At 70.4% G+C, this 22,135-nt stretch carries 19 protein-coding genes and 1 pseudogene; 3 read left to right on the forward strand and 17 right to left on the reverse strand.

What is annotated here, in order from left to right; genetic code table 11:
- Window positions 1-10: 10 nt before the first annotated feature.
- The 4 genes from Vau01_RS28720 to uvrB form a co-directional block, all read right to left on the reverse strand.
- Window positions 11-934 carry an STM4015 family protein gene (locus tag Vau01_RS28720; RefSeq protein WP_203998709.1) on the reverse strand — a complete coding sequence of 308 codons (924 nt, stop codon included), beginning with the start codon at window positions 932-934 and terminating at the stop codon, window positions 11-13.
- 10 nt (window positions 935-944) lie between these two features.
- Window positions 945-1,859, reverse strand: coding sequence for an STM4015 family protein (locus tag Vau01_RS28725; RefSeq protein ID WP_203998711.1), 915 nt, complete (start codon window positions 1,857-1,859; stop codon window positions 945-947).
- A gap of 2 nt (window positions 1,860-1,861) precedes the next feature.
- On the reverse strand, window positions 1,862-2,773 hold the full coding sequence (locus Vau01_RS28730; RefSeq protein WP_203998713.1) for an STM4015 family protein: 912 nt from the start codon (window positions 2,771-2,773) through the stop codon (window positions 1,862-1,864).
- 116 nt (window positions 2,774-2,889) lie between these two features.
- The gene (gene uvrB, locus Vau01_RS28735; RefSeq protein ID WP_203998715.1) at window positions 2,890-5,025 is read right to left on the reverse strand and encodes an excinuclease ABC subunit UvrB; all 2,136 of its coding nucleotides are present in this window, start codon (window positions 5,023-5,025) and stop codon (window positions 2,890-2,892) included.
- Window positions 5,026-5,354: 329 nt separating this feature from the next.
- Here uvrB and Vau01_RS28740 point away from each other — a divergent pair, with 329 nt between their 5' ends.
- On the forward strand, window positions 5,355-5,978 hold the full coding sequence (locus Vau01_RS28740; protein WP_239151927.1) for an HAD-IA family hydrolase: 624 nt from the start codon (window positions 5,355-5,357) through the stop codon (window positions 5,976-5,978).
- A gap of 12 nt (window positions 5,979-5,990) precedes the next feature.
- Here the strand turns inward: Vau01_RS28740 and coaE are convergent.
- Window positions 5,991-6,557 (reverse strand): annotated as a pseudogene (coaE, locus tag Vau01_RS28745) (dephospho-CoA kinase); the annotation flags it as partial.
- A 76-nt stretch (window positions 6,558-6,633) separates the two neighbouring features.
- The gene (gene rpsA / locus Vau01_RS28750) at window positions 6,634-8,142 is read right to left on the reverse strand and encodes a 30S ribosomal protein S1 (protein ID WP_203998724.1); all 1,509 of its coding nucleotides are present in this window, start codon (window positions 8,140-8,142) and stop codon (window positions 6,634-6,636) included.
- A 234-nt stretch (window positions 8,143-8,376) separates the two neighbouring features.
- Here rpsA and Vau01_RS28755 point away from each other — a divergent pair, with 234 nt between their 5' ends.
- Both Vau01_RS28755 and Vau01_RS28760 read left to right on the forward strand, forming a co-directional pair.
- Entirely contained in the window at window positions 8,377-9,183 is an 807-nt protein-coding gene (locus Vau01_RS28755; RefSeq protein WP_203998727.1) for a class I SAM-dependent methyltransferase, read from the forward strand.
- Between the two features lie 33 nt (window positions 9,184-9,216).
- Complete coding sequence (locus tag Vau01_RS28760) at window positions 9,217-10,488, forward strand: MFS transporter (protein WP_203998730.1); 1,272 nt, start codon at window positions 9,217-9,219, stop codon at window positions 10,486-10,488.
- Here Vau01_RS28760 and Vau01_RS28765 read toward each other — a convergent pair.
- The 11 genes from Vau01_RS28765 to Vau01_RS28815 all read right to left on the reverse strand — a co-directional run bounded on the left by Vau01_RS28765 (window position 10,461) and on the right by Vau01_RS28815 (window position 22,104).
- Window positions 10,461-11,177: an ABC transporter permease subunit gene (locus tag Vau01_RS28765; RefSeq protein WP_203998733.1), complete on the reverse strand. Its 717-nt coding sequence runs from the start codon at window positions 11,175-11,177 to the stop codon at window positions 10,461-10,463. The two genes, Vau01_RS28760 and Vau01_RS28765, sit on opposite strands and share 28 nt — an antisense overlap.
- Complete coding sequence (locus tag Vau01_RS28770; protein WP_203998736.1) at window positions 11,174-12,085, reverse strand: ABC transporter ATP-binding protein; 912 nt, start codon at window positions 12,083-12,085, stop codon at window positions 11,174-11,176. Before Vau01_RS28770 ends, Vau01_RS28765 begins: the two co-directional genes overlap by 4 nt.
- Window positions 12,082-12,939 (reverse strand): ABC transporter permease, encoded by an 858-nt coding sequence (locus Vau01_RS28775; RefSeq protein ID WP_203998740.1) that lies wholly within the window; start codon window positions 12,937-12,939, stop codon window positions 12,082-12,084. The genes Vau01_RS28770 and Vau01_RS28775 overlap by 4 nt, the downstream gene beginning before the upstream one ends.
- Complete coding sequence (locus Vau01_RS28780) at window positions 12,932-13,888, reverse strand: ABC transporter ATP-binding protein (protein WP_203998742.1); 957 nt, start codon at window positions 13,886-13,888, stop codon at window positions 12,932-12,934. The genes Vau01_RS28775 and Vau01_RS28780 overlap by 8 nt, the downstream gene beginning before the upstream one ends.
- 42 nt (window positions 13,889-13,930) lie before the next feature.
- Entirely contained in the window at window positions 13,931-15,148 is a 1,218-nt protein-coding gene (locus tag Vau01_RS28785) for a hypothetical protein (RefSeq protein WP_203998744.1), read from the reverse strand.
- Window positions 15,145-15,483 (reverse strand): PadR family transcriptional regulator, encoded by a 339-nt coding sequence (locus Vau01_RS28790; RefSeq protein ID WP_203999122.1) that lies wholly within the window; start codon window positions 15,481-15,483, stop codon window positions 15,145-15,147. Before Vau01_RS28790 ends, Vau01_RS28785 begins: the two co-directional genes overlap by 4 nt.
- A gap of 69 nt (window positions 15,484-15,552) precedes the next feature.
- Window positions 15,553-18,243, reverse strand: a complete 2,691-nt coding sequence (gene polA / locus Vau01_RS28795) for a DNA polymerase I (RefSeq protein ID WP_203998746.1) — start codon at window positions 18,241-18,243, stop codon at window positions 15,553-15,555.
- Between the two features lie 92 nt (window positions 18,244-18,335).
- The gene (locus tag Vau01_RS28800) at window positions 18,336-19,046 is read right to left on the reverse strand and encodes an ABC transporter ATP-binding protein (RefSeq protein WP_203998748.1); all 711 of its coding nucleotides are present in this window, start codon (window positions 19,044-19,046) and stop codon (window positions 18,336-18,338) included.
- Window positions 19,036-19,956 carry an ABC transporter ATP-binding protein gene (locus tag Vau01_RS28805; RefSeq protein WP_239151950.1) on the reverse strand — a complete coding sequence of 307 codons (921 nt, stop codon included), beginning with the start codon at window positions 19,954-19,956 and terminating at the stop codon, window positions 19,036-19,038. Before Vau01_RS28805 ends, Vau01_RS28800 begins: the two co-directional genes overlap by 11 nt.
- Before the next feature lies 1 nt (window position 19,957).
- On the reverse strand, window positions 19,958-21,049 hold the full coding sequence (locus Vau01_RS28810; RefSeq protein ID WP_239151951.1) for a branched-chain amino acid ABC transporter permease: 1,092 nt from the start codon (window positions 21,047-21,049) through the stop codon (window positions 19,958-19,960).
- 74 nt (window positions 21,050-21,123) lie between these two features.
- Window positions 21,124-22,104: a branched-chain amino acid ABC transporter permease gene (locus Vau01_RS28815; RefSeq protein ID WP_203998752.1), complete on the reverse strand. Its 981-nt coding sequence runs from the start codon at window positions 22,102-22,104 to the stop codon at window positions 21,124-21,126.
- Window positions 22,105-22,135: the final 31 nt, after the last annotated feature.

Genomic DNA, 22,135 nt, shown 5'->3' on the forward strand with positions numbered 1-22,135 from the left:
GCTGCCACCTCTACTCGCTCACCGCGATCCAGCGGTCGTCTTCGTCGTCGTGCATCTGCTCGTCGACGTCGACCGCCACCCCGGGCAGCTCGGCGACGATGCGCTCCATCATCTCGGTGGACATGTAGTGGTGCCACAGGTCCAGCTCGTCGAGGTGGGTCAGCGGCTGCCCGGCGAGCAGGGCGGCCGCGCCGCGGTCGGTGAGCACCCCCATCGACAGGTCGAGCGTCGTCAGCCGGGCCACGACCGGGGCACCGGCCACCGCCGCCGCGACGTCGTCGGCGATCTCGGAGTTCTGCAGGCCCAGGGACGTCAGCGCGGGCAGCCGCGATCCGCCGAGCAGGTCGGCGAGGTCGGCCACGGTGGTGTCACCACCGTAGTTCCCGGTGCCGAGCCACAGCTCCAGGAACCACAGGTTCGGCAGGTCGGAGGCGCCGACCGCGCGCACCACCGCGGCCGGCAGGCCGCCGCTCTCGAACGTCAGCTGGCGCAGGCCCTCGTGCCGCACGGGCCGCAGGCGCAGGCCCTCGCCGCCCCGCACGGTGAGGATCTCCAGCCGCGGCAGCGCCTCCAGCAACGGCGTGAGGTCGTCGTGCTGGATCCAGGAGATCTCGCACTCCTCCGGGACCATGTCGCCGAGGAACAGCGCGCGCAGGTTCGGCAACGGGGCGAGCTTCTCGGCCAGCATCGGCACCGGCAGCTTCTCGTCGTACGCCGCGCCGCCCCACTGGCCGACGATCAGGGCGGCGACGTTGTCGACGCCGACCGTCTCCAGGAACGTGTCGAGCAGCCCCCGGAACGTGTCGGGGCCGTCGTCGTAGTCGAGCTCCAGCCGCCAGGCGTAGTCGGTGTCGGCCGGGTCGACCGGCTCGGCCGGATCGAACGTGCGGACCAGCAGCCCGCCGAAGCCGTCCGGGTGGTCGACGAACCTCATGCCCGCTCCCCTACTCGCCGACGGCGACGTACCGGTCGCCCTCGTACTCGGCCTGGCGTTCCTCGAGGTCGACCGCGACGCCGGGCAGGGCGGCGGTGATCCGGGCGGCCAGTTCCGGCGAGACGAAGTGGTGCCGGAGGTTCAGCGTGGCCAGGTGGGTGAGCGGCTGGCCGGCGAGCAGCGCCCGCACGCCGTCGTCGCCGACCGCGCCCATCGACAGGTCGAGGTGTGCCAGCCGGGCCACCACCGGAGCCGTGGCGACCGCGGCGGCCAGCGCGTCGGCGTCCCAGGCGTTGCGCAGGCCGAGGTCGGTGAGCGCCGGCAACCGGGCGCCGCCGAGGATCTCAGCCAGGTCGTCGACGGTGGCGTCGCCCCCGTACCGCGGATCGCCCAGCCACAGCTCCAGCCGTTCGAGCCGGGGCAGGTCGCTCGCGCCGATCGCGCGGACCGTCTCGGCCGGCAGCCCGCCGCTCTCCAGCTCCAGCACCCGCAGCTCGGCGTGGGTCACCGGGCTGAACCCGGTGCTGCCGCGGACCCGCAGGTGGGTCAGCCCGGGGTAGGCGGCCAGCAACGGGGCCGGATCGGCGGTCTGCAGCCAGGACACCTCGCACTCGTCGATCGTGATGTCGCCGACGAACAGCGCCCGCAGGTTCGGCAGGCCGGCCGCGCGCTCGGCCAGGACGTCGACCGGCGGTGGGTGGTGGTTCGCGCCGCCCCACTCGCCGATCACCAGCGCGGTGGCCACCGCACCGAACTCGGCGACGAAGCGGTCGAGTTCCGCGGCGAACTCCGCCGGCCCACCCGCGTACTCCCAACACACCCGCCACGCCACCGCCGCCGGATCGGCGACCTTCCCGGCCGTCCGGACGTCGTAGTCCTCCACCCGGCAACCGGCGAAGTGCTCGACCCGGCTGTAGAACGCCACCGCTACTCCCCTACCGAGACGTACCGGTCGCGGGTGTCCTTCTGCCGATCGCCCAGGTCGACCTCGACGCCGGGCAGTTCGGCGACGACGCGCGCCATCATCTCCTCGGACAGGTAGTGCCGGTGCAGGTCGAGCCGCCGCAGGTGGGTGAGCGGCTGGCCGCCGAGCAACGCCCGGGCGCCGTCGTCGCCGAGCGTGCCCATCGACAGGTCGAGCACCTCCAACCGGGCCACGACGGGCGCGCTCGCCACGACGGCCGCCACGGCGTCGGCGTGCTCGGCGTTGCGGAGCCCGAGGTAGCGCAGGCTCGGCAGGCGGGCGCCGCCGAGGATCTCGGCGAGGTCCTCGACGCCGCTGTCGCCGCCGTACCCCTCGGTGCCGAGCCAGAGTTCGAGGTAGATGAGCGCCGGCAGGTCGCTGGCACCGACCCCGCGGACCGTGGACGCCGGCAGCCCGCCGCTCTCCAGCACCAGCGACTGCAGCACCGGGCTGCTGACGGCGGAGAAGCCGGTGCTGCCCCGGTTCGACAGGTGGGTGATGCGCGGGAAGGCGGTGAGGAACTTCGACACGTCGTCCTGCCCGATCCAGGAGACCTCGCACTCCTCGAACGTCATCTCGCCGACGAACAACGCCTCCAGGTTCGGCAGCGAACCCGCCCGGGCCACGATCTCCTCGACCGGCGGCGGGTCTTCGTACGCCGTGCCCCACTGCCCGATCACGAGCGCGGCGACGGCCGGCCCGAACGCCGCGATCAGGGCGTCGAGCGCCGCGAGGAACACCTCCGGCTCGTCTTCGTAATCCACCGACAGCCGCCAGGCGACGACGCCGGGATCGACCACGTCCGGCACGTTCCCGGCGTCGAACTCGACGACCGGAAACCCGGCGAACGTTTCCAGGTGCTCGTTGAACGTCATGGATATCCCCCCGGAGCGCGGTGTTTGATGGACGCGCGGACGCTACCGCAGACCGCACCCACGTGTGGGGCGGTCGACGGCCGAACTGCCTCGTGCCTGCCGCTACTTGACTGCTGCTACTTAACTCCGGCGACGTCCATCGCGCGGAGTTCCTTCTTCAGTTCCTTGACCTCGTCGCGGATGCGGGCGGCCACCTCGAACTGGAGTTCGCGGGCGGCGCCGAGCATCTGGTCGTTGAGGTCCTGGATGAGCGTGGCCAGTTCAGCCCTGGCCATGCCGGCACGGGCCGGCGTCGGTGTCGCGGTGCGGGCCCGGCTGCGGGTCTCCGGAACGGGTGCCTTGCCGCGGCTCATCTGCCGGCCGCCGCCACCGACGATCGCCCCGCCGGGGCCGTGCCCGCCGATCGCACCCTCGGTGTCGTCGGCCTCGCGGTAGATGTCGTCGAGGATGTCGCCGATCTTCTTGCGCAGCGGCGTCGGGTCGATGCCGTGCTCCTTGTTGTGCGCCTCCTGCTTGGCCCGCCGCCGGTTCGTCTCGTCGATCGCCAACGACATCGACGGGGTCATCTTGTCGGCGTACATGATCACCTGGCCGGACACGTTCCGCGCCGCGCGACCGATCGTCTGGATCAGCGACGTGCCCGACCGGAGGAAGCCCTCCTTGTCGGCGTCGAGGATCGCCACCAGCGACACCTCGGGCAGGTCGAGACCCTCCCGGAGCAGGTTGATGCCGACGAGCACGTCGAACTCCCCGCTGCGCAGCTCGCGCAGCAGCTCGACCCGGCGCAACGTGTCGACCTCGGAGTGCAGGTACCGCACCTTGATGCCGTGTTCGAGCAGGTAGTCGGTGAGGTCTTCGGACATCTTCTTGGTCAGCGTGGTGACGAGCACCCGCTCGTTGCGCCCCGTACGCAGCCCGATCTCGTGCATCAGGTCGTCGATCTGGCCCTTGGTGGGCTTGACCACGACCTCCGGGTCGACCAGGTTCGTGGGCCGGATGACCTGCTCGACGAACTCACCGCCGGTCTTCTGCAGCTCGTAGTTGCCCGGCGTCGCCGACAGGTAGACGCTCTGGCCGACCCGCTCGACGAACTCGTCGAACCGCAGCGGCCGGTTGTCCATCGCGCTGGGCAGCCGGAACCCGTGCTCGACCAGCGTGCGCTTGCGCGACGCGTCGCCCTCGTACATGCCGCCCACCTGCGGGACGGTGACGTGCGACTCGTCGATCACCGTGATGAAGTCGTCGGGGAAGTAGTCGAGCAGGCAGTGCGGCGCGCTGCCGGCCTCCCGCCCGTCGATGTGGCGCGAGTAGTTCTCGATGCCGGAGCAGAACCCGACCTGGCGCATCATCTCGATGTCGTACGTGGTGCGCATGCGCAGCCGCTGCGACTCCAGCAGGGCACCCTGCCGGTCGAGCTCGGCCAGCCGCTCCTCGAGCTCGACCTCGATGGCCTTGATCGCCCGCTCCATCCGCTCGGGACCGGCCGCGTAGTGGCTGGCCGGGAAGATGAGCAGCTGCGGGACCTCGCGGATCTCGTCGCCGGTGAGCGGGTGCAGGTAGGCCAGCCGCTCGATCTCGTCGCCGAAGAACTCGATGCGGATCGCCAGCTCCTCGTACGCCGGGATGATCTCCAGCGTGTCGCCCCGGACCCGGAACGTGCCCCGGTTGAACGCGAGGTCGTTGCGCGCGTACTGGATCTCGACCAGGCGGCGCAGCAGCTTGTCGCGCTCGATCTCCTTGCCGACCTCCAGGCGGACCGACCGGTCGAGGTACTCGGCGGGCGTGCCCAGGCCGTAGATCGCCGACACGGTGGCCACGACGATCACGTCGCGCCGGGTGAGCAGGCTCATCGTCGCGGAGTGCCGCAGCCGCTCGACCTCCTCGTTGACCGACGAGTCCTTCTCGATGTAGGTGTCGGTCTGCGGGATGTAGGCCTCGGGCTGGTAGTAGTCGTAGTAGCTGACGAAGTACTCGACCGCGTTGTGCGGCATCAGCTCCCGGAACTCCTTGGCCAGCTGGGCGGCCAGGGTCTTGTTCGGCGCGAGCACCAGCGCCGGGCGCTGCATCTTCTCGACCAGCCATGCCGTGGTGGCGCTCTTACCCGTACCCGTAGCGCCCAGCAGCACCACGTGTTTCTCGCCCGCGCGGAGGCGCCGGGCCAGCTCGGAGATGGCGGCCGGCTGGTCTCCGGACGGTTGGTAATCACTGACGACGCGAAGCTCGCCGTCGAGGCGCGGGATGTCGAGCGACATGCCAACCACCGTAACCCCGGGGTGTGACAACTTCGGGTGCAGGCCCTCCCAGCCATGATCAGCTTCGATACACGATTGTCTTACCAAGATCATGAAGCTACCGTTTTGGGGGTAGGCCGCTCGCGGGTGGCCGACCGGAAGGTAGGCCCGGCTAGATTGAAATGATCGATCCGGCCGGACCCTTCGGCGCCGGGTTAGCAGCCTCGGCCGGCAAGGCCGGTGAGCGCAACCCGTGCGGCGGCGCCTTGAGCAGCGCCCCGGCACCCGCGAGCGCCTCACTCTGTTTAATGCGCCCGCCTCCGCGGGCGCGGCCCGGGTACGTTTGGCCCGTGGATCTTCGCCTTGAACTTTCGGACATCGAGGCTGTCCTGCTCGACATGGACGGCACCCTGGTCGACTCCGACGCCGCCGTGGAACGGGCCTGGACCACCTGGGCGGCCGAGTTCGGCGTCGACGCCGCCGCGGTGCTGGCGATCGCGCACGGCAGCCCGGCCGACAGCACCGTCCGGAAGATGTTCGCCGACGCCACCGACGACGCGGTCGACCGGGCCGCCACCCGGCAACTGGAGCTCCAGTACGACGATCTCACCGGCGTCACCGCGCTGGCCGGCGTCGAGGACCTGCTGGCCGTCCTCACGAGGCGGAACCTGCCGTGGGCCGTGGTCACCAGCGCCGACGTGCGGCTGGCGGAGGCCCGGCTGGGCGCCGCCGGCATCGTCGCGCCGCTGCTGGTGACCGTCGAGGACATCAGCGCCGGCAAGCCCGACCCGGAGGGCTTCCTGCTGGCCGCGAAGCGGCTGGGCGTCGCACCGGAACGCTGCCTCGTCGTGGAGGACTCCGAGCCCGGGCTCGCCGCGGGTCGCGCCGCCGGCGCGGTCACCGCCGCCCTCAAGGGCCTCGACGGCGACGTGCGGCTCACCGACCTCGGTCAGCTAGCGGAACTTCTCGCCTGACGCGATCCTCCGCCACACCTCGTCGACCTGTTCCCGCAGGTCGTCGAGCGTTCCGTCGTTCTCGATCGCCACGTCGGCCACCGCCCGGCGCTGCTCGTCGGTGGCCTGCGCCGCGATCCGCGACTCGGCCTCCGCCCGGCTCATCCCGCGGGTCTCCGCGAGCCGCCCGATCCGCACCTCCAGCGGCGCGAACACGATGATCACCAGCTCGAACATGGCGGCCAGCCCGCCCTCGACCAGCAACGGCACGTCGTTGACCACCACCGACCCCGCCGGCGCGGCCATGATGAGCTCGGCGGTCCGGGCCCGGATCAGCGGATGGGTGATCCCCTCCAGCCGGCGGCGCGCCGCCTCGTCGCCGAACACGACCCGCCCCAGCGCCGGCCGGTCGAGCGCACCGTCGGGACGCAGCACCGCGGCACCGAACGCCGCCACCACCGCGGCCAGCCCCTCGGTCCCCGGCGCGACGACCTCCCGGGCCACCGTGTCGGCGTCGACGATCACCGCCCCGTGCGACGCCAGTAGGGACGCGACGGCCGACTTCCCCGCCCCGATCCCGCCCGTCAGTCCGACCAGCACAGAAGCCTCCCGCGATAGCGAACCGCCCCCGCCGCGGGTGCGACGGGGGCGGATCTGCAACAGAGCGTGGTGCTACTTACTTGCCACCGGCCAGCTTCTCCCGAAGGGCGGCGAGCGCCTCGTCGGTGGCCAGCGTGCCGGACGGCTCCTCGGCGCCGGTCGAGCTGCGCGAGGACGAGGTGGACGTGCCACCGCCGCCACTGCTCGCCGGCGCGGCTCCGCCGGCGGCCGGGGCCTCGGGGATGTCGGCGGCGCGGGCGGTCTGCACCTGCTTGGTGTGGGCCTCCCACCGGGTGCGGGCCTCGGCGTACTGCCGCTCCCACTCCTCGCGCTGCTTGTCGTACCCGTCGAGCCACTCACCCGTCTCCGGGTCGAAGCCCTCGGGGTAGATGTAGTTGCCCTCGTTGTCGTACGTGGCGGTCATGCCGTAGAGGGTCGGGTCGAAGTGCTCCTCGCCCTCCACGAAGCCCTCGTTCGCCTGCTTGAGCGACAGCGAGATCCGCCGGCGCTCCAGGTCGATGTCGATGACCTTGACCATGACCTCGGAGCCGACCTGCACGACCTGCTCCGGGATCTCCACGTGCCGCTCGGCCAGTTCGGAGATGTGCACCAGGCCCTCGATGCCGTCGTCGACCCGGACGAACGCACCGAACGGAACGAGCTTGGTGACCTTGCCCGGCACGATCTGCTGGATGGCGTGCGTGCGGGCGAACTGACGCCACGGGTCCTCCTGCGTCGCCTTCAGCGACAGGGAGACCCGCTCACGGTCCAGGTCGACGTCGAGAACCTCGACCTCGACCTCCTGGCCCACCTCGACGACCTCGGACGGGTGGTCGATGTGCTTCCAGGACAGTTCCGACACGTGCACCAGACCGTCGACCCCACCGAGGTCGACGAACGCGCCGAAGTTGACGATCGAGGAGACCTGGCCCTTGCGGACCTGGCCCTTCTGCAGCTTGTGGAGGAACTCGGTACGCACCTCGCTCTGGGTCTGCTCCAGGTAGGCGCGGCGGGACAGGACCACGTTGTTGCGGTTCTTGTCCAGCTCGATGATCTTGGCGTCGAGTTCCCGCCCCACGTAGGGCTGCAGGTCGCGCACCCGGCGCATCTCGACCAGCGACGCGGGCAGGAAGCCGCGCAGCCCGATGTCGAGGATGAGACCGCCCTTGACCACCTCGATGACGGAGCCCCGGACGACGCCGTCCTCGTCCTTGATCTTTTCGATCGTGCCCCACGCCCGCTCGTACTGCGCGCGCTTCTTGGACAGGATCAGACGGCCTTCCTTGTCCTCCTTCTGGAGGACGAGGGCCTCGATGTGGTCGCCGACCGACACAACCTCAGCGGGATCGACATCGTGCTTGATCGACAACTCACGAGAGGGGATGACCCCTTCGGTCTTGTAGCCGATGTCGAGCAGGACCTCGTCCCGATCGACCTTGACGACGGTTCCTTCGACGATGTCGCCGTCGTTGAAGTACTTGATGGTCTCGTCGATGGCCTTGAGGAAGTCCTCATCAGAACCGATGTCGTCGACGGTGACCTTGTTGCGGGTGGCGCTCGAGGTGGCCTCGATGCTGCTCGTCATGTGGGCTGTTGCTCCGGTCGGATGGTGGCGTCTGTAAGACTGGGCGCGCGCGTGGACCCCGCCGCCGGGCAAGTACGCGAATCACGGAGAAAGGCGCGGATTGTCTGACGACCGCGAACCTGCTCCCTACCGAGGCACGCAGGCCCACATGTGCATCGAACAGCCTACCGTGCGCAATACCACAAGGTCCAACGCTCCCAGGTAACAGCTGTGCACTCCCGTACCGTGGCCCGCATGACCGAACCCGGGGTCGCCCGCCGCCCCGTCTCCCCCGCCGAGAGCAGCCGCGCCAACCGCCGCTGGTGGGACGCCGACGCCGACAGTTACCTGGCCGAACACGGGGAGTTTCTCGGTGATTCCGATCTCCTCTGGTGTCCGGAGGGGCTGCGGGAGGCCACCGCCGGGCTGCTCGGCGACGTCCGGGGGCGGCGCGTCCTGGAGGTCGGTTGCGGCGCGGCGGCCGGCTCACGGTGGTTGGTCACGCAGGGTGCCCGGCCGGTCGCGATGGATCTGTCCGCCGGCATGTTGCGGCACGCGTCGGTCCTGAATGAAAAGACGGGGATACGGGCACCGTTGATCCAGGGTGACGCGTCAGAGCTGCCGTTCGGGGCGGGTCACTTCGACATCGCCTTCACCGCCTTCGGCGCCATCCCCTTCGTCGCCGACTCGGAGCGCGTCATGCGGGAGGTGTTCCGGGTGCTCCGGCCCGGCGGGCGCTGGGTGTTCTCGGTCACCCATCCGATGCGCTGGATCTTCCTCGACGATCCCGGCGAGGGCGGGCTGGTGGCCGTCCACTCGTACTTCGACCGGCGCCTGTACGTCGAGGAGGACGAGCACGGCGAGCCCACCTACGTCGAGCAGCACCGGACCGTCGGCGACCGGGTCCGCGAACTGGTGGCGGCCGGGTTCACGCTGCTGGACATCATCGAGCCGGAGTGGCCGGCGGGGCACGACCGGATCTGGGGCCAGTGGAGCCCGCTGCGGGGGCGGCTGTTCCCCGGCACCGCGATCTTCGTCACCCGCAAGCCGAATTCGGGTTGACCTCAAGCGCGGTTGGGGTGGCAACCTTCCCCCGTGACCGCCGATCTCACCACCGGAACGCCGCCCCTCTCCTACCGCCAGGTGCTCCGCGACCGCCGGCTGGCCACCCTGCTCTCCGGCGACGTGGTGTCGAAGATGGGCGACGGCATGACGTTCGTCGGCCTCCCGCTGCTCGCCCTCGAACTGCACGGCCGGATGCCCGCGGCGGTGGCGATCGCCGTGATCACCGGCGCGCCGTACCTCGCGCCGATGGGGCTGAGCCTGTTCTACGGGCTCGGGAAGCGCCGGTTCGACCCGCGGCTGGTCATGCTGGCCGACTCGACGCTGCACGTCGTCGTGTACGCGCTGCTCGGCGCGCTCGCGCTGGCCGGCACGCTGACGCTGCCGGTGCTGCTGGGCGGGTTGCTCGTGGCGTCGCTGCTGCGCCTGCTCTCGGCGAGCGCCCGCCGGCTGGCCGCCACCGGGATGGTCGAGGAGGACGGGCGGCTGGCCGTCAACGGGCTGATCGGCACCACCGACAACCTCGCGCTGTACGTCGTCGGGCCGGCGCTGGGCGGGGTGCTGGTCACCGTGTTCGGCACCGACCTGCTGCTGCTGATCGTCGGCGTGTCGTACGTGGCGCTGCTGGCGGCCGCCGCGGTGGCCGTCCCGAAGAAGGTGGCCGCGCCCGCCGAGGAGCCCGGCCGCGCCTCGTCCGGATGGGCGATCATGCGGCGGGCGCCGGTGGTGGTACGGCTGGCGCTGGTCGTGTTCCTGTTCGACCTGTTCTACGGTCCGGTCGAGGTGGCGCTGCCGCTGCTCGTCACCGGCGAACTCCGTGGCGACGGCGGCGCCTACGGCGCGCTGTGGACCTGCTTCGGCGTCGGCGCGCTGGTCGGTGCGCTGCTGACCAACCAGTTCCGCCGGATCCGGCCGCAACTGCTGCTGGTCGCGATCATCGGCGGCTGGGCCTGCTGCGCCGCCGTGGTCGCCGTGTCGCCGAACCTGTGGGTGGCCGGCGCCGGCCTGGCGCTGGGCGGGGCCATCTACGGTCCGTTCCTGGCCGTCGCCTACACGCTGTTGCAGAGCCTGCTCCGCACGGAGGACCAGCAGCCGGTGTTCACCCTGTGGGGCGCCATGGTGACGGTCGCGATGCCGCTCGGCCTCGCGGTCGGCGGCCCGCTGGTCGCCACGGCCGGCGCCCGCGGAGGCATCCTGGTGAGCGCCCTGATCACCGCGCTGCTGGTCCCGATGGCCCTGCGCTGGCTACGGAACAGGCCGGCGCCGGCCGCTGCCGATCAGCCGGTTTCGCCGGCCAGCCGGTAGGACTTCAGGCGGTCCACGGCCAGCGTGGTCGCACCGACCACGGCGACGCCGGCCAGAATCGCGGCGACCGCGACGTTGAGCCGGCCCGTGATCAGGGCGGACCCGGCGACCTTGTCGGCGATCGCGACGCCGTACTGCGTCACCGACAGCACCGCCGTACCGCTGATGAACCCGGTGAGCATGCCCTCCCAGAGCAGGATGTACGCCAGCCCCACCAGCGTGGGACGGGCGCTGAGCAGGCTGACCGCCAGGAAGATCGCGCAGTAGGCGACCGACGCCACGGCCGAGCCGACCGCGAGTCCCGTACCCAGCCGGACGCCGTCTGCGAGCGTCCCCGCCACGAACATCGCCGGAACCACCACCGCGAGCGTCGAGACCACCGCGACCACGAGTTTGGTCAGGATGATCTCCCGACGCGGCAGCGGCTTGGCCAGGATGTGCGCGAGCGTGCCGTCGTCGATCTCCGAGCCCAGCGCGCCGGTGCCCACGATCAGCGCGATCAGCGGCACCACCACGTTGAACCCGAGCCCGCCGAGCACCGTCGGCACCCACTCGTTCTTGTAGTCGGGCGCCAGCGCGCCGAAGAGAACGGTGAGCCCGACGAGCAGCACCGGCAGCAGGAGCAGGATCAGGAACCGGCGACGGCCGAGCAGCCCCCGGGCCGTGATCCGGGCGATGGTCGGGTTCATGAGGCTCCCACCAGGTACGAGAAGACGCTTTCGAGGGACTCGTCGGCTGGCCGCAGACGGTGCAGGCGCAGGCCTTCGCGGCGCACGATGCCGGGCAGCGCGCGGGTGAACGCGCCGTAGTCGGCGGCCTGTACCACCAGGCCGGCCGGTTCCACCTCGACGCCGCGCACCCACGGCGCCCCGATGAGCACCTGGGCGAGCCGCCGGTCGTCGCTGGTGTTGACGCTGAACACGTGCGGCCGGTTCGTCATCAGCCGGCGGATCGTGCGGAAGTCGCCCGACGCGGCCAGCCGCCCCGACACCATCACCTGCACGGTGCCCGAGACCTGCTCCACCTCTTCGAGGATGTGCGAGCTGAACAGCACCACGCGGCCCTCGTCGCCCATCCGGTGCAGCAGGTCCATCATCTGCATCCGCTGGCGCGGGTCGAGACCGTTGAACGGCTCGTCGAGCAGCAGCACCGACGGCTCGTGCACGAGCGCGGCGGCGAGCCGGACGCGCTGGCGCATGCCCTTCGAGTACGTCGAGATCCTGCGGTTCCGCGGGTCGCCGAGTTCCACGAGGTTCAGGGCCTTCTCAGCCGCCCTTTTCGGATCGGCGAGGCGGTGCAGCTTCGCGCTGGCGAGCACGAACTCGGCGCCGGTGAGGAACCCGTGCACGGCCTCCTTCTCGGTGACCAGCCCGAGGTGCCGGTACACGTCCGGGTTGCGCCACGCCGGCTGGCCCGACACCGTGATCTCGCCCTTCGACGGCGGCAGGAAGCCCGCCATCATGTGCAGCAGGGTGGTCTTGCCGGCCCCGTTCGGTCCGAGCAGGCCGGTGACGCCCGCGCCGAGGCTCATCGTCACGTCGTTGACCGCGACGACGTCGCCGTACCACGTCGACACGTTGACGACTTCGATGCTCATTGCTCGACCCTCCGGTAGCGCGCCAGCAGCACAGCGAGGCAGGCGGCGACGATCACGACCGCCGTCACCGCGTACACCGGGCCGGTGTTTCCGATGTCGACCGGCGACTCGTGGTGGGCGAGCCAGGCACCCACGCCGGACACCACCCAGGCCGGGTTGACCAGGCCGGCCAGGTGGCCGGGCGTCCCGCTGAGCACCGACAGTGCGCCGGCCACCGGAATCGTCACCATGAACACCGCCACGATGCCGCCGGCCGCGAACGCCCGGCGCGGCGTGAACGACGAGATCATCAGCGCCACCGCGGACATGACCAGCGCGAACAGCAACGTGTACAGCCAGCCGCCGAGCAGGTCGGTGACCGCGCGGCGGAAGTCGCCCACGCCGTCGACGCTGAACGCGTCACCGAGGAACATGATCAGTTGCGGCCCGCCGAGCAGCAGGAACACCGCGCTGACCAGGGCCGCGTACTTGATCATCACGTAGTCGTCGCGGCGGACCGGCCGGGCGAAGTAGAGGACGAGCACGCGCGCCCGCAGGTCGCGGGTGAGCAGTTCCGGCGCCACCGAGGCGAGCAGGAGCATCACCACGAAGCCCATCGCGTCGACGAACTCCGGATAGGTGCTGAGCTGCTCGCCGCTCTGCGACTCCAGCGCCGCGATGAACGTCGCCGCCAGCGTCACGATCGCGACGACCGCCCACGGGAACAGCTTGGCCTTGAACCCCCGACCGAGGCCGAACGCGGTGCGCAGGCTGTGCGTGTAGAGGCTGCGGGCGCGGTAACTTCGGCCGAGGCGGGCACCGGTGTAACGCTGGTAGCCGATGTCGTGGATGACACCCGTGGTCGATTCAGACACTGGCCTTCTCCCGGGCAGGTTCGGTCGCGAACAGTTCGGACAGGCGGCGGCGCTGCCGGTCGAGCCGATGCAGCGGCAGTTCCAGGTCGGCGACCGCCGCCACGATCGCGTCGGCGGTGTCGTCGGCCGCGGCGTCGGCCGCCGCCTCGTCGGCGCCGCCGGGCGAGTTGACGAGCAGCGTCCGCGCGTCCCGCGTCACCGAGAAACCGCGCTCCCGGAGCGCGGCCTCGAGCTCGGCCGTGCCCTCGTCGACCTCGACGACCAGAACGTCGCGGACGGTCGTCGCGGCCGCCATCGTGCCCGACCGCAGCAGCCGGCCGCCGTCGATCGCGATGAGCGCCGTGCAGATCCGCTCGACCTCGCCGAGCAGGTGCGAGCAGACCACGATGCTGATGCCGAACTCGGTGCCGATGCGGTGGATGAGCTCCAGCATCGCCTCCCGGCCGGCCGGGTCGAGGCCGTTGGTCGGCTCGTCGAGCAGCAGCAGGTCCGGGTCGTGCACCAGCGCCTGCGCCAGCTTGACCCGCTGTTTCATGCCGGTGGAGTAGCCGCCGATCTGCCGGTACCGCTCCTCGTACAGCCCGACGTGGCGCAGCGCCTCGGAGGCCCGCTCGCGGGCGGCGGTGCGCGGCAGGCCGCTCATCCGGCCCAGGTGGGTCACCAGTTCGGCGGCCGACTGCTCGGGTGGGAGGCAGTCGTGCTCCGGCATGTAACCGACCCGGCTACGGATCTCCGCGCTCTTCTCCGCCGGATCGAGCCCGAGGACGGTGGTGCTCCCGTCGGTGGGCGGCAGCAGGCCGAGAAGAATCTTGATGAAGGTGGATTTGCCCGCTCCGTTGGCGCCGACGAGCGCCACGATCCCCGGGTCCACCGCGACGGTGAGACCGTCGAGCGCGGTCACCCCGCCCGGATAGCGCTTGGTCAGCGCACTGGTGGTGATGAGTGTCACGCTGCGTACGGTAGGCCCTCGGGTTCCCCCGGGGATCCGGGTTCACCCCCTAATGCGGGCCGGTTCCGTTTCCGCGGGGACGGCGTACGCGAGCACCAGGAGCAACGCCAGCGCGCCGAACCCGGTGAGCGCAACGGGGTCCACGGACGAGTCGAAGTAGTACGCCGAGAACGCGGGGAACGACCCGAACCGGTCCGGGCTCAGGGGGTCGGTGCCGGCCGCGTCCGTCACCATCGCGCCGACGGCCCGGAAGGTCGTCAGGGCCGACAGGCCGAGCGCCGCGGCCGCGACCGTCGCGGCGGTCACCGGCGGCATCTGGCGCCACGCCGACAACCGGCGCACCCGGTAACCGATCCGGGCGGCGAGCAGCCAGCCTGCGAGCAGACCCGCGATCAGGCCGGCGAGCGTCAGCGGTAGCACCGACCAGGGCTCGGTCTGCTGCACCATCACCATCACCTGCGGCGAGTACCGGCGCTCCATCACGCCGGTCACCATGATCTCGGTGCCGTCCCGCACGGCGACGAAGGTGAGGGTGTCGGCCGGAAGGGTGGTGCCGTCGTCGGCGTAGTGGACGGTGGTCTCGCGGGTCTGGATCGGACCGACCCGCCAACCCTCCGCCGCCAGGCGTGCCCGGGCCTCGTCGGCGCTCCAGCCGACCGGGACGACCATGCCCATCATGGCCCGTTGCCGCAGGCCGAAGAGCTGGCCGTCACCCTCGATGTCCTGGTGGGCCGGCTGCCCGAGGGCCACGCCGACGACCCTGCCCAGGGTGGAATCGGTCGGGAGCGCGGGTGCGGTGGCCCAGCCCAACGCCGACCCGGCCGCACTGCCCAGCGCGCCGACGACGAGCGCCGACAGCACGGCGACGGCGATCATCGTCCGGCCGACGGGGAGCCGGAACCGTTGCCGCAGGCCGCCGGCGAGCAGGTTGCGGACCTCGCGGCCGGCGGGGCGGTCGCGGCCGGGCCCGGCGGCGTCCATGAGCGTGGTGAGGATCTCGGCGCCGTGGCGCCGCCGGTAGGCCCGCGGGTAGGCGAGGAGCAGTCGCCGGTAGCGGCGCTCCAGTGCGCCCGCCCGCAGGTCGGCACCGGTCCCGCCGCGGAGGGTCCCGCCGGTGACCCCGCCGCTGACCCCACGGCCGGCCCCGCCGACGGCCTCGCCGGTGGCCCCGCCGCCGCTCATCTCACCGCCGCGCATCTTCGCGCCGCCCAACTCCGCGCCGCCCAACTCGCCGGCGCCCATCTCACCGGCGGCCGTCATGCCTGGGCTCCGAACGCGATGCCGGTGGTGGGGCGACCGCGGAGCCGGGCCTCGGCCGCGGAGGTGTTGCGCCGCAACCGGGCCACCTCGGCGGCCAGCGCACCCGCGCCCTCGTCGGTGAGGCGGTAGTAGCGGCGCAGGCGGCCGTCGACGGCCTCCTCCCGGTCGACGGCGACCAGGCCCTGTTCGGCCAGCCGGTCGAGGGCGCCGTACAGGGTGCCGGCGCCCAGCACCGTCTCGCCCTGCGACAGGGCGCTGACCTCCTGGATCACGCCGTAGCCGTGGAGCGGGCCGGCGGCGAGCGCGGTGAGGACGAGGAACGTGGGTTCTCGCATGGCAGTCACGCGGCGATATTACGTTTACTGATATGTAGCGTCAACCGTACGGTCGAGGCGATGCAACTGCTAGTGGTCGGCGGCGTTCCAGTTCGAGCCGTAGCCGACCGACACCGACAGCGGGACGTCGAGCGCGTACGCGCCGCCCATCTCGGCCCGGACCAGCTTCTCCAGCTCGTCCCGCTCGCCGGCGGCCATCTCGAACACCAGCTCGTCGTGGACCTGCAACAGCATCCGCGACCGTAGGCCGGCCGCGCGGATCGCCGAGTCGACCCGGAGCATCGCCACCTTGATGATGTCGGCCGCCGAGCCCTGGATCGGGGCGTTGAGCGCCATCCGCTCGGCCATCTCGCGGCGCTGGCGGTTGTCGCTGGTGAGGTCGGGCAGGTAGCGACGGCGGCCGAGCAGTGTCTCGGTATAGCCGTCGCGGCCAGCCTGCAGCACCACGGCGCGCAGGTACTCGCGCACGCCGCCGAAGCGCTGGAAGTACTCCTCCATCAAGACCTTGGCCTCGTCGGGCGTGATGCCGAGCTGCTGCGACAGCCCGTACGCCGAGAGCCCGTACGCCAGGCCGTAGTTCATCGCCTTGATCTTGCGGCGCTGGTCGGCGGTGACGGCCTCCGGCTCGACCGTGAACACCGACGACGCGGTGGCCGAGTGGAAGTCGAACCCGGAGTTGAACGCCTCGATGAGCGCCTCGTCCTTCGACACGTGCGCCATGATGCGCATCTCGATCTGGCTGTAGTCGGCCGTCAGCAGGCTCTCGAAGCCCTCGCCCACGACGAACGCCCGCCGGATGCGGCGGCCCTCCTCGGTGCGGATCGGCACGTTCTGCAGGTTGGGGTCGGTGCTCGACAACCGGCCCGTGGCGGCCACGGTCTGGTAGAAGGTCGTGTGGATGCGGCCGTCGTCGCTGACCGACTTGAGCAGGCCGTCGACCGTGGACTTCAGCTTGGCCACGTCGCGGTGCCGGAGCAGGTGGGCGAGCACCGCGTGCTCGGTCTGCCCGTACAGCCACTGCAGCGAATCGGCGTCGGTGGTGTAGCCGCTCTTGATCTTCTTGGTCTTCGGCAGGCCGAGCTCGTTGAACAGGATCTCCTGCAACTGCTTCGGCGAGCCGAGGTTGAACTCGCGGCCCACCACCTGGTGTGCGCCCTGCGCGGCCGACTTCACCTCGGCGGCGAAGTTGGCCTCGAGCTCGGACAGGTACCCGGTGTCGGCCGCGATACCGGCCCGCTCCATGCCCGCCAGCACCTCGACCAGCGGCAGTTCCACCTCGGCCAGCAGCCGCTCGGAGGCGCCGCCGTCGCGGGACAGGTCGGCGCGCAGCGCGTCGGCGAGGTCGAGCGTGGCGCGGGCCTGGAGCATGAGGCTGCGCTCGGCCTCGCCCTCGTCGCCGAGGCCGTCGAGCGCGAGCTGAGCGTCGTCTTGCTTCGTCTCGACCTTCAACTCGCGGTGCAGGTAACGCAGCGCGAGGTCGGCCAGGTCGTAGGTGCGCTGGTCGGGACGCGCCAGGTAGGCGGCGAGCTCGGTGTCGACGGCGACGCCGTGCAGCTCCCACCCGCGCTCGGCGGCGGCGAGCAGCACCCGCTTCATGCCGTGCAGCACCTTGGGCCGGGTCGGATCGGCGAGCCAGGCGAGCACGGCCGTCTCGTCGGACTCGTCGAGCGCCGACGGGTCGAACCAGGCACCGGCGCCGCCGGCGGTGGCGATCGCGATGCCGCTCATGGTGCCCGTGCCGCGGCCGAACTTGCCGGCGACCGCCACCCCGACCGGCTGCTCGGGCAGCACGTGCTCGCCCAGCCACGCGCCGACCTGACCGGTGGTGAGCAGCGTGCCCGCGATGTCGAAGCCACCCTCGGCCTCCGGCTCGACCGCGTCGAGGTACTCGTAGAGCCGGTTGCGGAGCACCTGGAACTCCAGCGAGTCGAACACCCGGTGCACGGCCTCGCGGTCCCACCCGTGCCAGGCGAGCTCGGTGGGCTGCACCGACAGGTCGAGGTCGCGGACCAGCCGGTTGATCTCGTAGTTGCGCAGCACGTCGCCGAGGTGGGCGCGCAGGCTCTCGCCGGCCTTGCCCTTGATCTCGTCGACCTTCTCGATCAGCGCGTCGAGCCCGCCGTACTGGGTGATCCACTTGGCGGCGGTCTTCGGGCCGACGCCGGGCACGCCCTTGAGGTTGTCGCTGTTGTCGCCGACGAGCGCGGCCAGGTCGCGGTAGTGCTCCGGCGGGACGCCGTACTTGTCCATGACGCCCGCCGGGTCGCGCCGGGCCATGTCGCTGACCCCGCGCATGAAGTAGAGGACCGTGACCCCCTCGGCGACCAGCTGGAACGCGTCGCGGTCGCCGGTACAGATCAACACGTTCATGCCCGCCTCGCTGGCCTGGGTGGCGAGCGTGGCGATCACGTCGTCGGCCTCGTACCCGGGCTTCTCGACGTACGGGATGCGTAGCGCGTCGAGCACTTCCTTGATGAGCGGCACCTGCCCGACGAATGCGTCGGGGGTGGCGGACCGGCCGGCCTTGTAGTCGCCGTACTGCTCCGTACGGAACGACTGCCGGGAGACGTCGAAGGCCACCGCGATGTGGGTGGGTTTCTCGTCGCGCAACACGTTGATCAGCATCGACGTGAACCCGAACACCGCATTGGTGGTCTGCCCCGTGGTGGTGGAAAAGTTCTCGGGGGGCAGCGCGTGGAACGCGCGGTATGCGGAGGAATGCCCGTCAAGTAGCAGCAGAGTTGGCTTGGTCTCACCCACGTCCGAAACTCTAGTCGGGGGGTCTGACACAAAACGCGACACCCGGCCGCGCGGACCGCGCGGCCGGGTGCCTACAGCTTCAGGTGACGACCTCAGGCGACGCCGAGGTACGCCTCCTTGACCGACGGGTCGTTGAGAAGGTCCCGGCCGGACCCTTCCTTCACGATCTGTCCGGTCTCCATGACATATGCCCGGGTGGCCCGGGAGAGGGCCTGCTGGGCGTTCTGCTCCACCACCAGGATCGTGGTGCCCTGCTGGGCGATCTCGGTGATGATGTTGAAGATCTGCTGGATCAGCATGGGCGCGAGGCCCATCGACGGCTCGTCGAGCAGCAGCACCTTCGGCCGCGCCATCAGCGCCCGGCCGATGGCGAGCATCTGCTGCTCGCCGCCGCTCAGCGTGCCGGCCACCTGCTTGCGCCGCTCCTCCAGCCGGGGGAACAGGCCGAACACCCGCTTCTGGTCGTCGGCGATGCCCGCCTTGTCCCGGCGGGTGTAGGCGCCCATGTCGAGGTTCTCGGTCACCGTCATGCCGGGGAAGATCCCCCGACCCTCGGGCGCCTGGCACAGGCCACGGACGACCCGGAGGTCGGCCCGCAGCTTGCTGATGTCCTGACCCTGGAACCAGATGCTGCCCCGCTGCAGCGGGAGCAGACCGGAGATCGCCTTCATCGTGGTGGTCTTGCCGGCGCCGTTGGCACCGATCAGCGCGACGATCTCGCCCTGCTCGATGCCGAGGCTGATGCCGTGCAGCGCCTCGATGCGGCCGTACGCGACCGTGACGTCACGAAGCTCAAGAAGCATCGTCGGGTACCCCCAGGTAGGCAGCGATGACCTTGGGATCCCGGCTGACGTCGGCCGGCGCGCCCTCGGCGATCTTACGTCCGAACTCGAGCACGACGATCCGGTCGGTGACGCCCATGACCAGCCGCATGTCGTGCTCGATGAGCAGCACCGTGTGGCCGAGGTCGCGGATGCGCCTGATGAGCTGGAGGAGGTCCTCCTTCTCGGCCGGGTTGAAGCCGGCCGCCGGCTCGTCGAGGCACAGCAACTTGGGCTCCGTGGCCAGCGCCCGCGCGATCTCCAGGCGCCGCTGGTAGCCGTAGGGCAGTTCGCGGGCGACCACGTTGGCCCGGTCGGCGATGCCGACGAACTTCAGCAGGTCGTACGACTTCCGCTCGGCCGCCTTCTCCTCCAGCGCGTGCCGGGAGATGCCGAAGATCTTCGCCATCGACCGCGTGAACGACTGCCAGGCGCTGAACGGACTCGCCGGGTCGACCTGCGGCAGTTCGTGCTCCTTGGGCCGCTTCCGGTACAGCCGGAACAGCGCGCCCGGAACGCTGGTCTTGTGCCGGGAGTCGGTGCCGACCAGCACGTTCTCCAGCGCGGTCATCTCCGGGAACAGCCGGATGTTCTGGAACGTGCGGGCGATGCCCATCCGGTTGATGTGGTGCGGCTTGCGGCCGCTGATCCGCTGCCCGTCGAACGTCACCCGGCCCGACGTGGGCCGGAAGACCCCGGTCATCACGTTGAAGCAGGTGGTCTTGCCGGCGCCGTTCGGGCCGATCAGGCCGAGGATCTCCCCCTGCCGGATCTGGAAGCTCACCTCGTTCAGCGCGACGACGCCACCGAACCGCAGCGTGACGTTGTCGATGTCGAGCAGCACCCCGCCGGCCGGCGCGTTGACCGGCGGCTGCACCTCGGTCTTGGTCAGTTCAGGCACTGGGCGCCACCGCCTCTTCACGGTCCTTGAGTTCGCGGGCGCGGCGCCGGCTCGGGATCAGACCCTGCGGCCGCAGGATCGGGATGATCACGAGCGCGAGACCGACCATCAGCGGGCGGTAGTCCGACAGCTCGCGGAACCGCTCCGGGATGTAGGTGAGCAGGATCGCGCCGACGGCGACACCGGCCATGTTGCCCGGGCCGCCGATGACCACCATCGCCACGAACATGATCGAGAGTTCGAGGGAGAAGTTGGCCGGGTCGACGTAGCCCTGCCGGCTCGCGAACAGCACGCCGGACAGGCCGCCGAGCGCCGCGCCGATCGCGAACGCCCACAACTTGAACTTGAAGCCGTAGACGCCCATCACCGACGCCGCGTCCTCGTCTTCCCGGATCGCCAACCAGGCCCGGCCGACCCGGCTGTGTTCCAGCCGCCGCACCAGGAAGATCACGATGAGGAGCACCGTGAGCGCCATCCAGTACCAGGGCTTGATGTCGATCACGCCGAAAAGCCGAGTGCCGTCGGCCTTCTCGCCGGGCGGCCCGGGGATCGAGGTGATGCCCTGCGGGCCACCGGTGAACTCCGAGTTGCGCGCGGTGATCCGGATGATCTCACCGAATCCGAGCGTCACGATCGCCAGGTAGTCACCGCGCAGGCGCAGCGTCGGCCAGCCGAGGATGACACCGGAGATCATCGTGAGCGCGATCGCGATGGGGATGCAGATCGCCCAGGAGACCGCCCAGTCCTGCGAGAGGTTGAACTCCTCCCGCATCCACGCGACCACCTTCGAGTCGGGCGATCCGAAGAGGCCGACGCTGTAGGCGCCGATCGCGAAGAAGCCCACGTACCCGAGGTCGAGCAGGCCGGCGAGGCCGATGACGACGTTCAGGCCGATCGCGATGATCACGTAGATCGAGATCGTGAACAATGTCGCGGCCCACGAGGTGCCCTGTGCGATCGCGTCGGTGCGCAGGTAGTTCAGCCCGGGGATGCCGAACAGCGGCAGGTAGTACAGGAACCCGATGAACGCGGCGAGCCCGATCAGTTTCTGCCAGCCGGGCAGCGTGGCCCACCGGTCGCGGATCGACTGCTTCTTGCGCGGTTGCTGCGAGGGTGGGGGCGGCTGGCTGAGATCCAGCACGCCCTCTTTCTGATCACTCATGCTCGGGCCCTCCCGAGTGATTCGCCGAGGAGGCCGGTGGGCCGGAACATCAGCACCACGACCAGAACGATGAAGGCCGCCACGTCTTCCCAGTTGGAACTGTAGAGGGTGGCGAAGTAAACCTCGACGATGCCGAGCACGAAGCCGCCGAGCAGTGCGCCACGCAGGTTGCCGATGCCGCCGAGCACGGCCGCGGTGAACGCCTTCAGACCCAGGACGAAGCCGATGTTGAACCGGGTCTGGCTGTACTGGAGGGAGAACAGGAGCGCCGCGCCACCGGCCATGATCCCGCCGACCACGAAGATCAGCATGATGACGCGTTCCTTGTTCACGCCCATGAGCGCCGCCGTGTCGGGGTTCTGGGCCACCGCGCGCACGCCCCGGCCGAGGCGCGTGCGGTTGATGAAGACGTCGAGCGCGATCATCATCAGGATCGCCGACACGATCACGATGATGTGGAGGTTGGTGATCCCGAACTTCCCGAGCACCGGGATGTCGATGTTCACCACCTCCTTCGACCTGACGATCGTCGGCATGCCGATGATCAGGCGGCCGAACGGCTGGCCGAAGATCTTGGCGAGCACGAAGCCGAAGATCTCCATGAGGACCAGCGACGCGCCGATCGCCGTGATCAGGAAGATCAGGGGTGGTGCGTTCTTCTTGCGCAACGGTCTATACGCGAGCCGTTCGATGACCAGGGCCGTGCCACCGGATGCGATCGACGCACCGATCAGTCCGGCGACGACGAGCAGGAGAACCATGCCGACGCCGGGGCTGTTGGTGGCGCCGAGGAGGGTCCAGGTGCCGAGGACCGCATAGGTCCCCACCATGAACACCTCAGAGTGGGCGAAGTTGATCAGGCGGAGTACGCCGTAGACCAGCGTGTATCCCAGCGCGATCAGCGCGAAAATCGCCCCTTTCGACAGTCCCTCGATCGTGTACTGACCCAGGTTGCCGAAGAGTTCGTCAAAATTCACCGCGGCTCCATTACGAGGGGGTGCGGCCGGA

The sequence above is a fragment of the Virgisporangium aurantiacum genome (assembly GCF_016863635.1).
In the GTDB taxonomy this organism is placed as follows: Bacteria; Actinomycetota; Actinomycetes; order Mycobacteriales; family Micromonosporaceae; genus Virgisporangium; species Virgisporangium aurantiacum.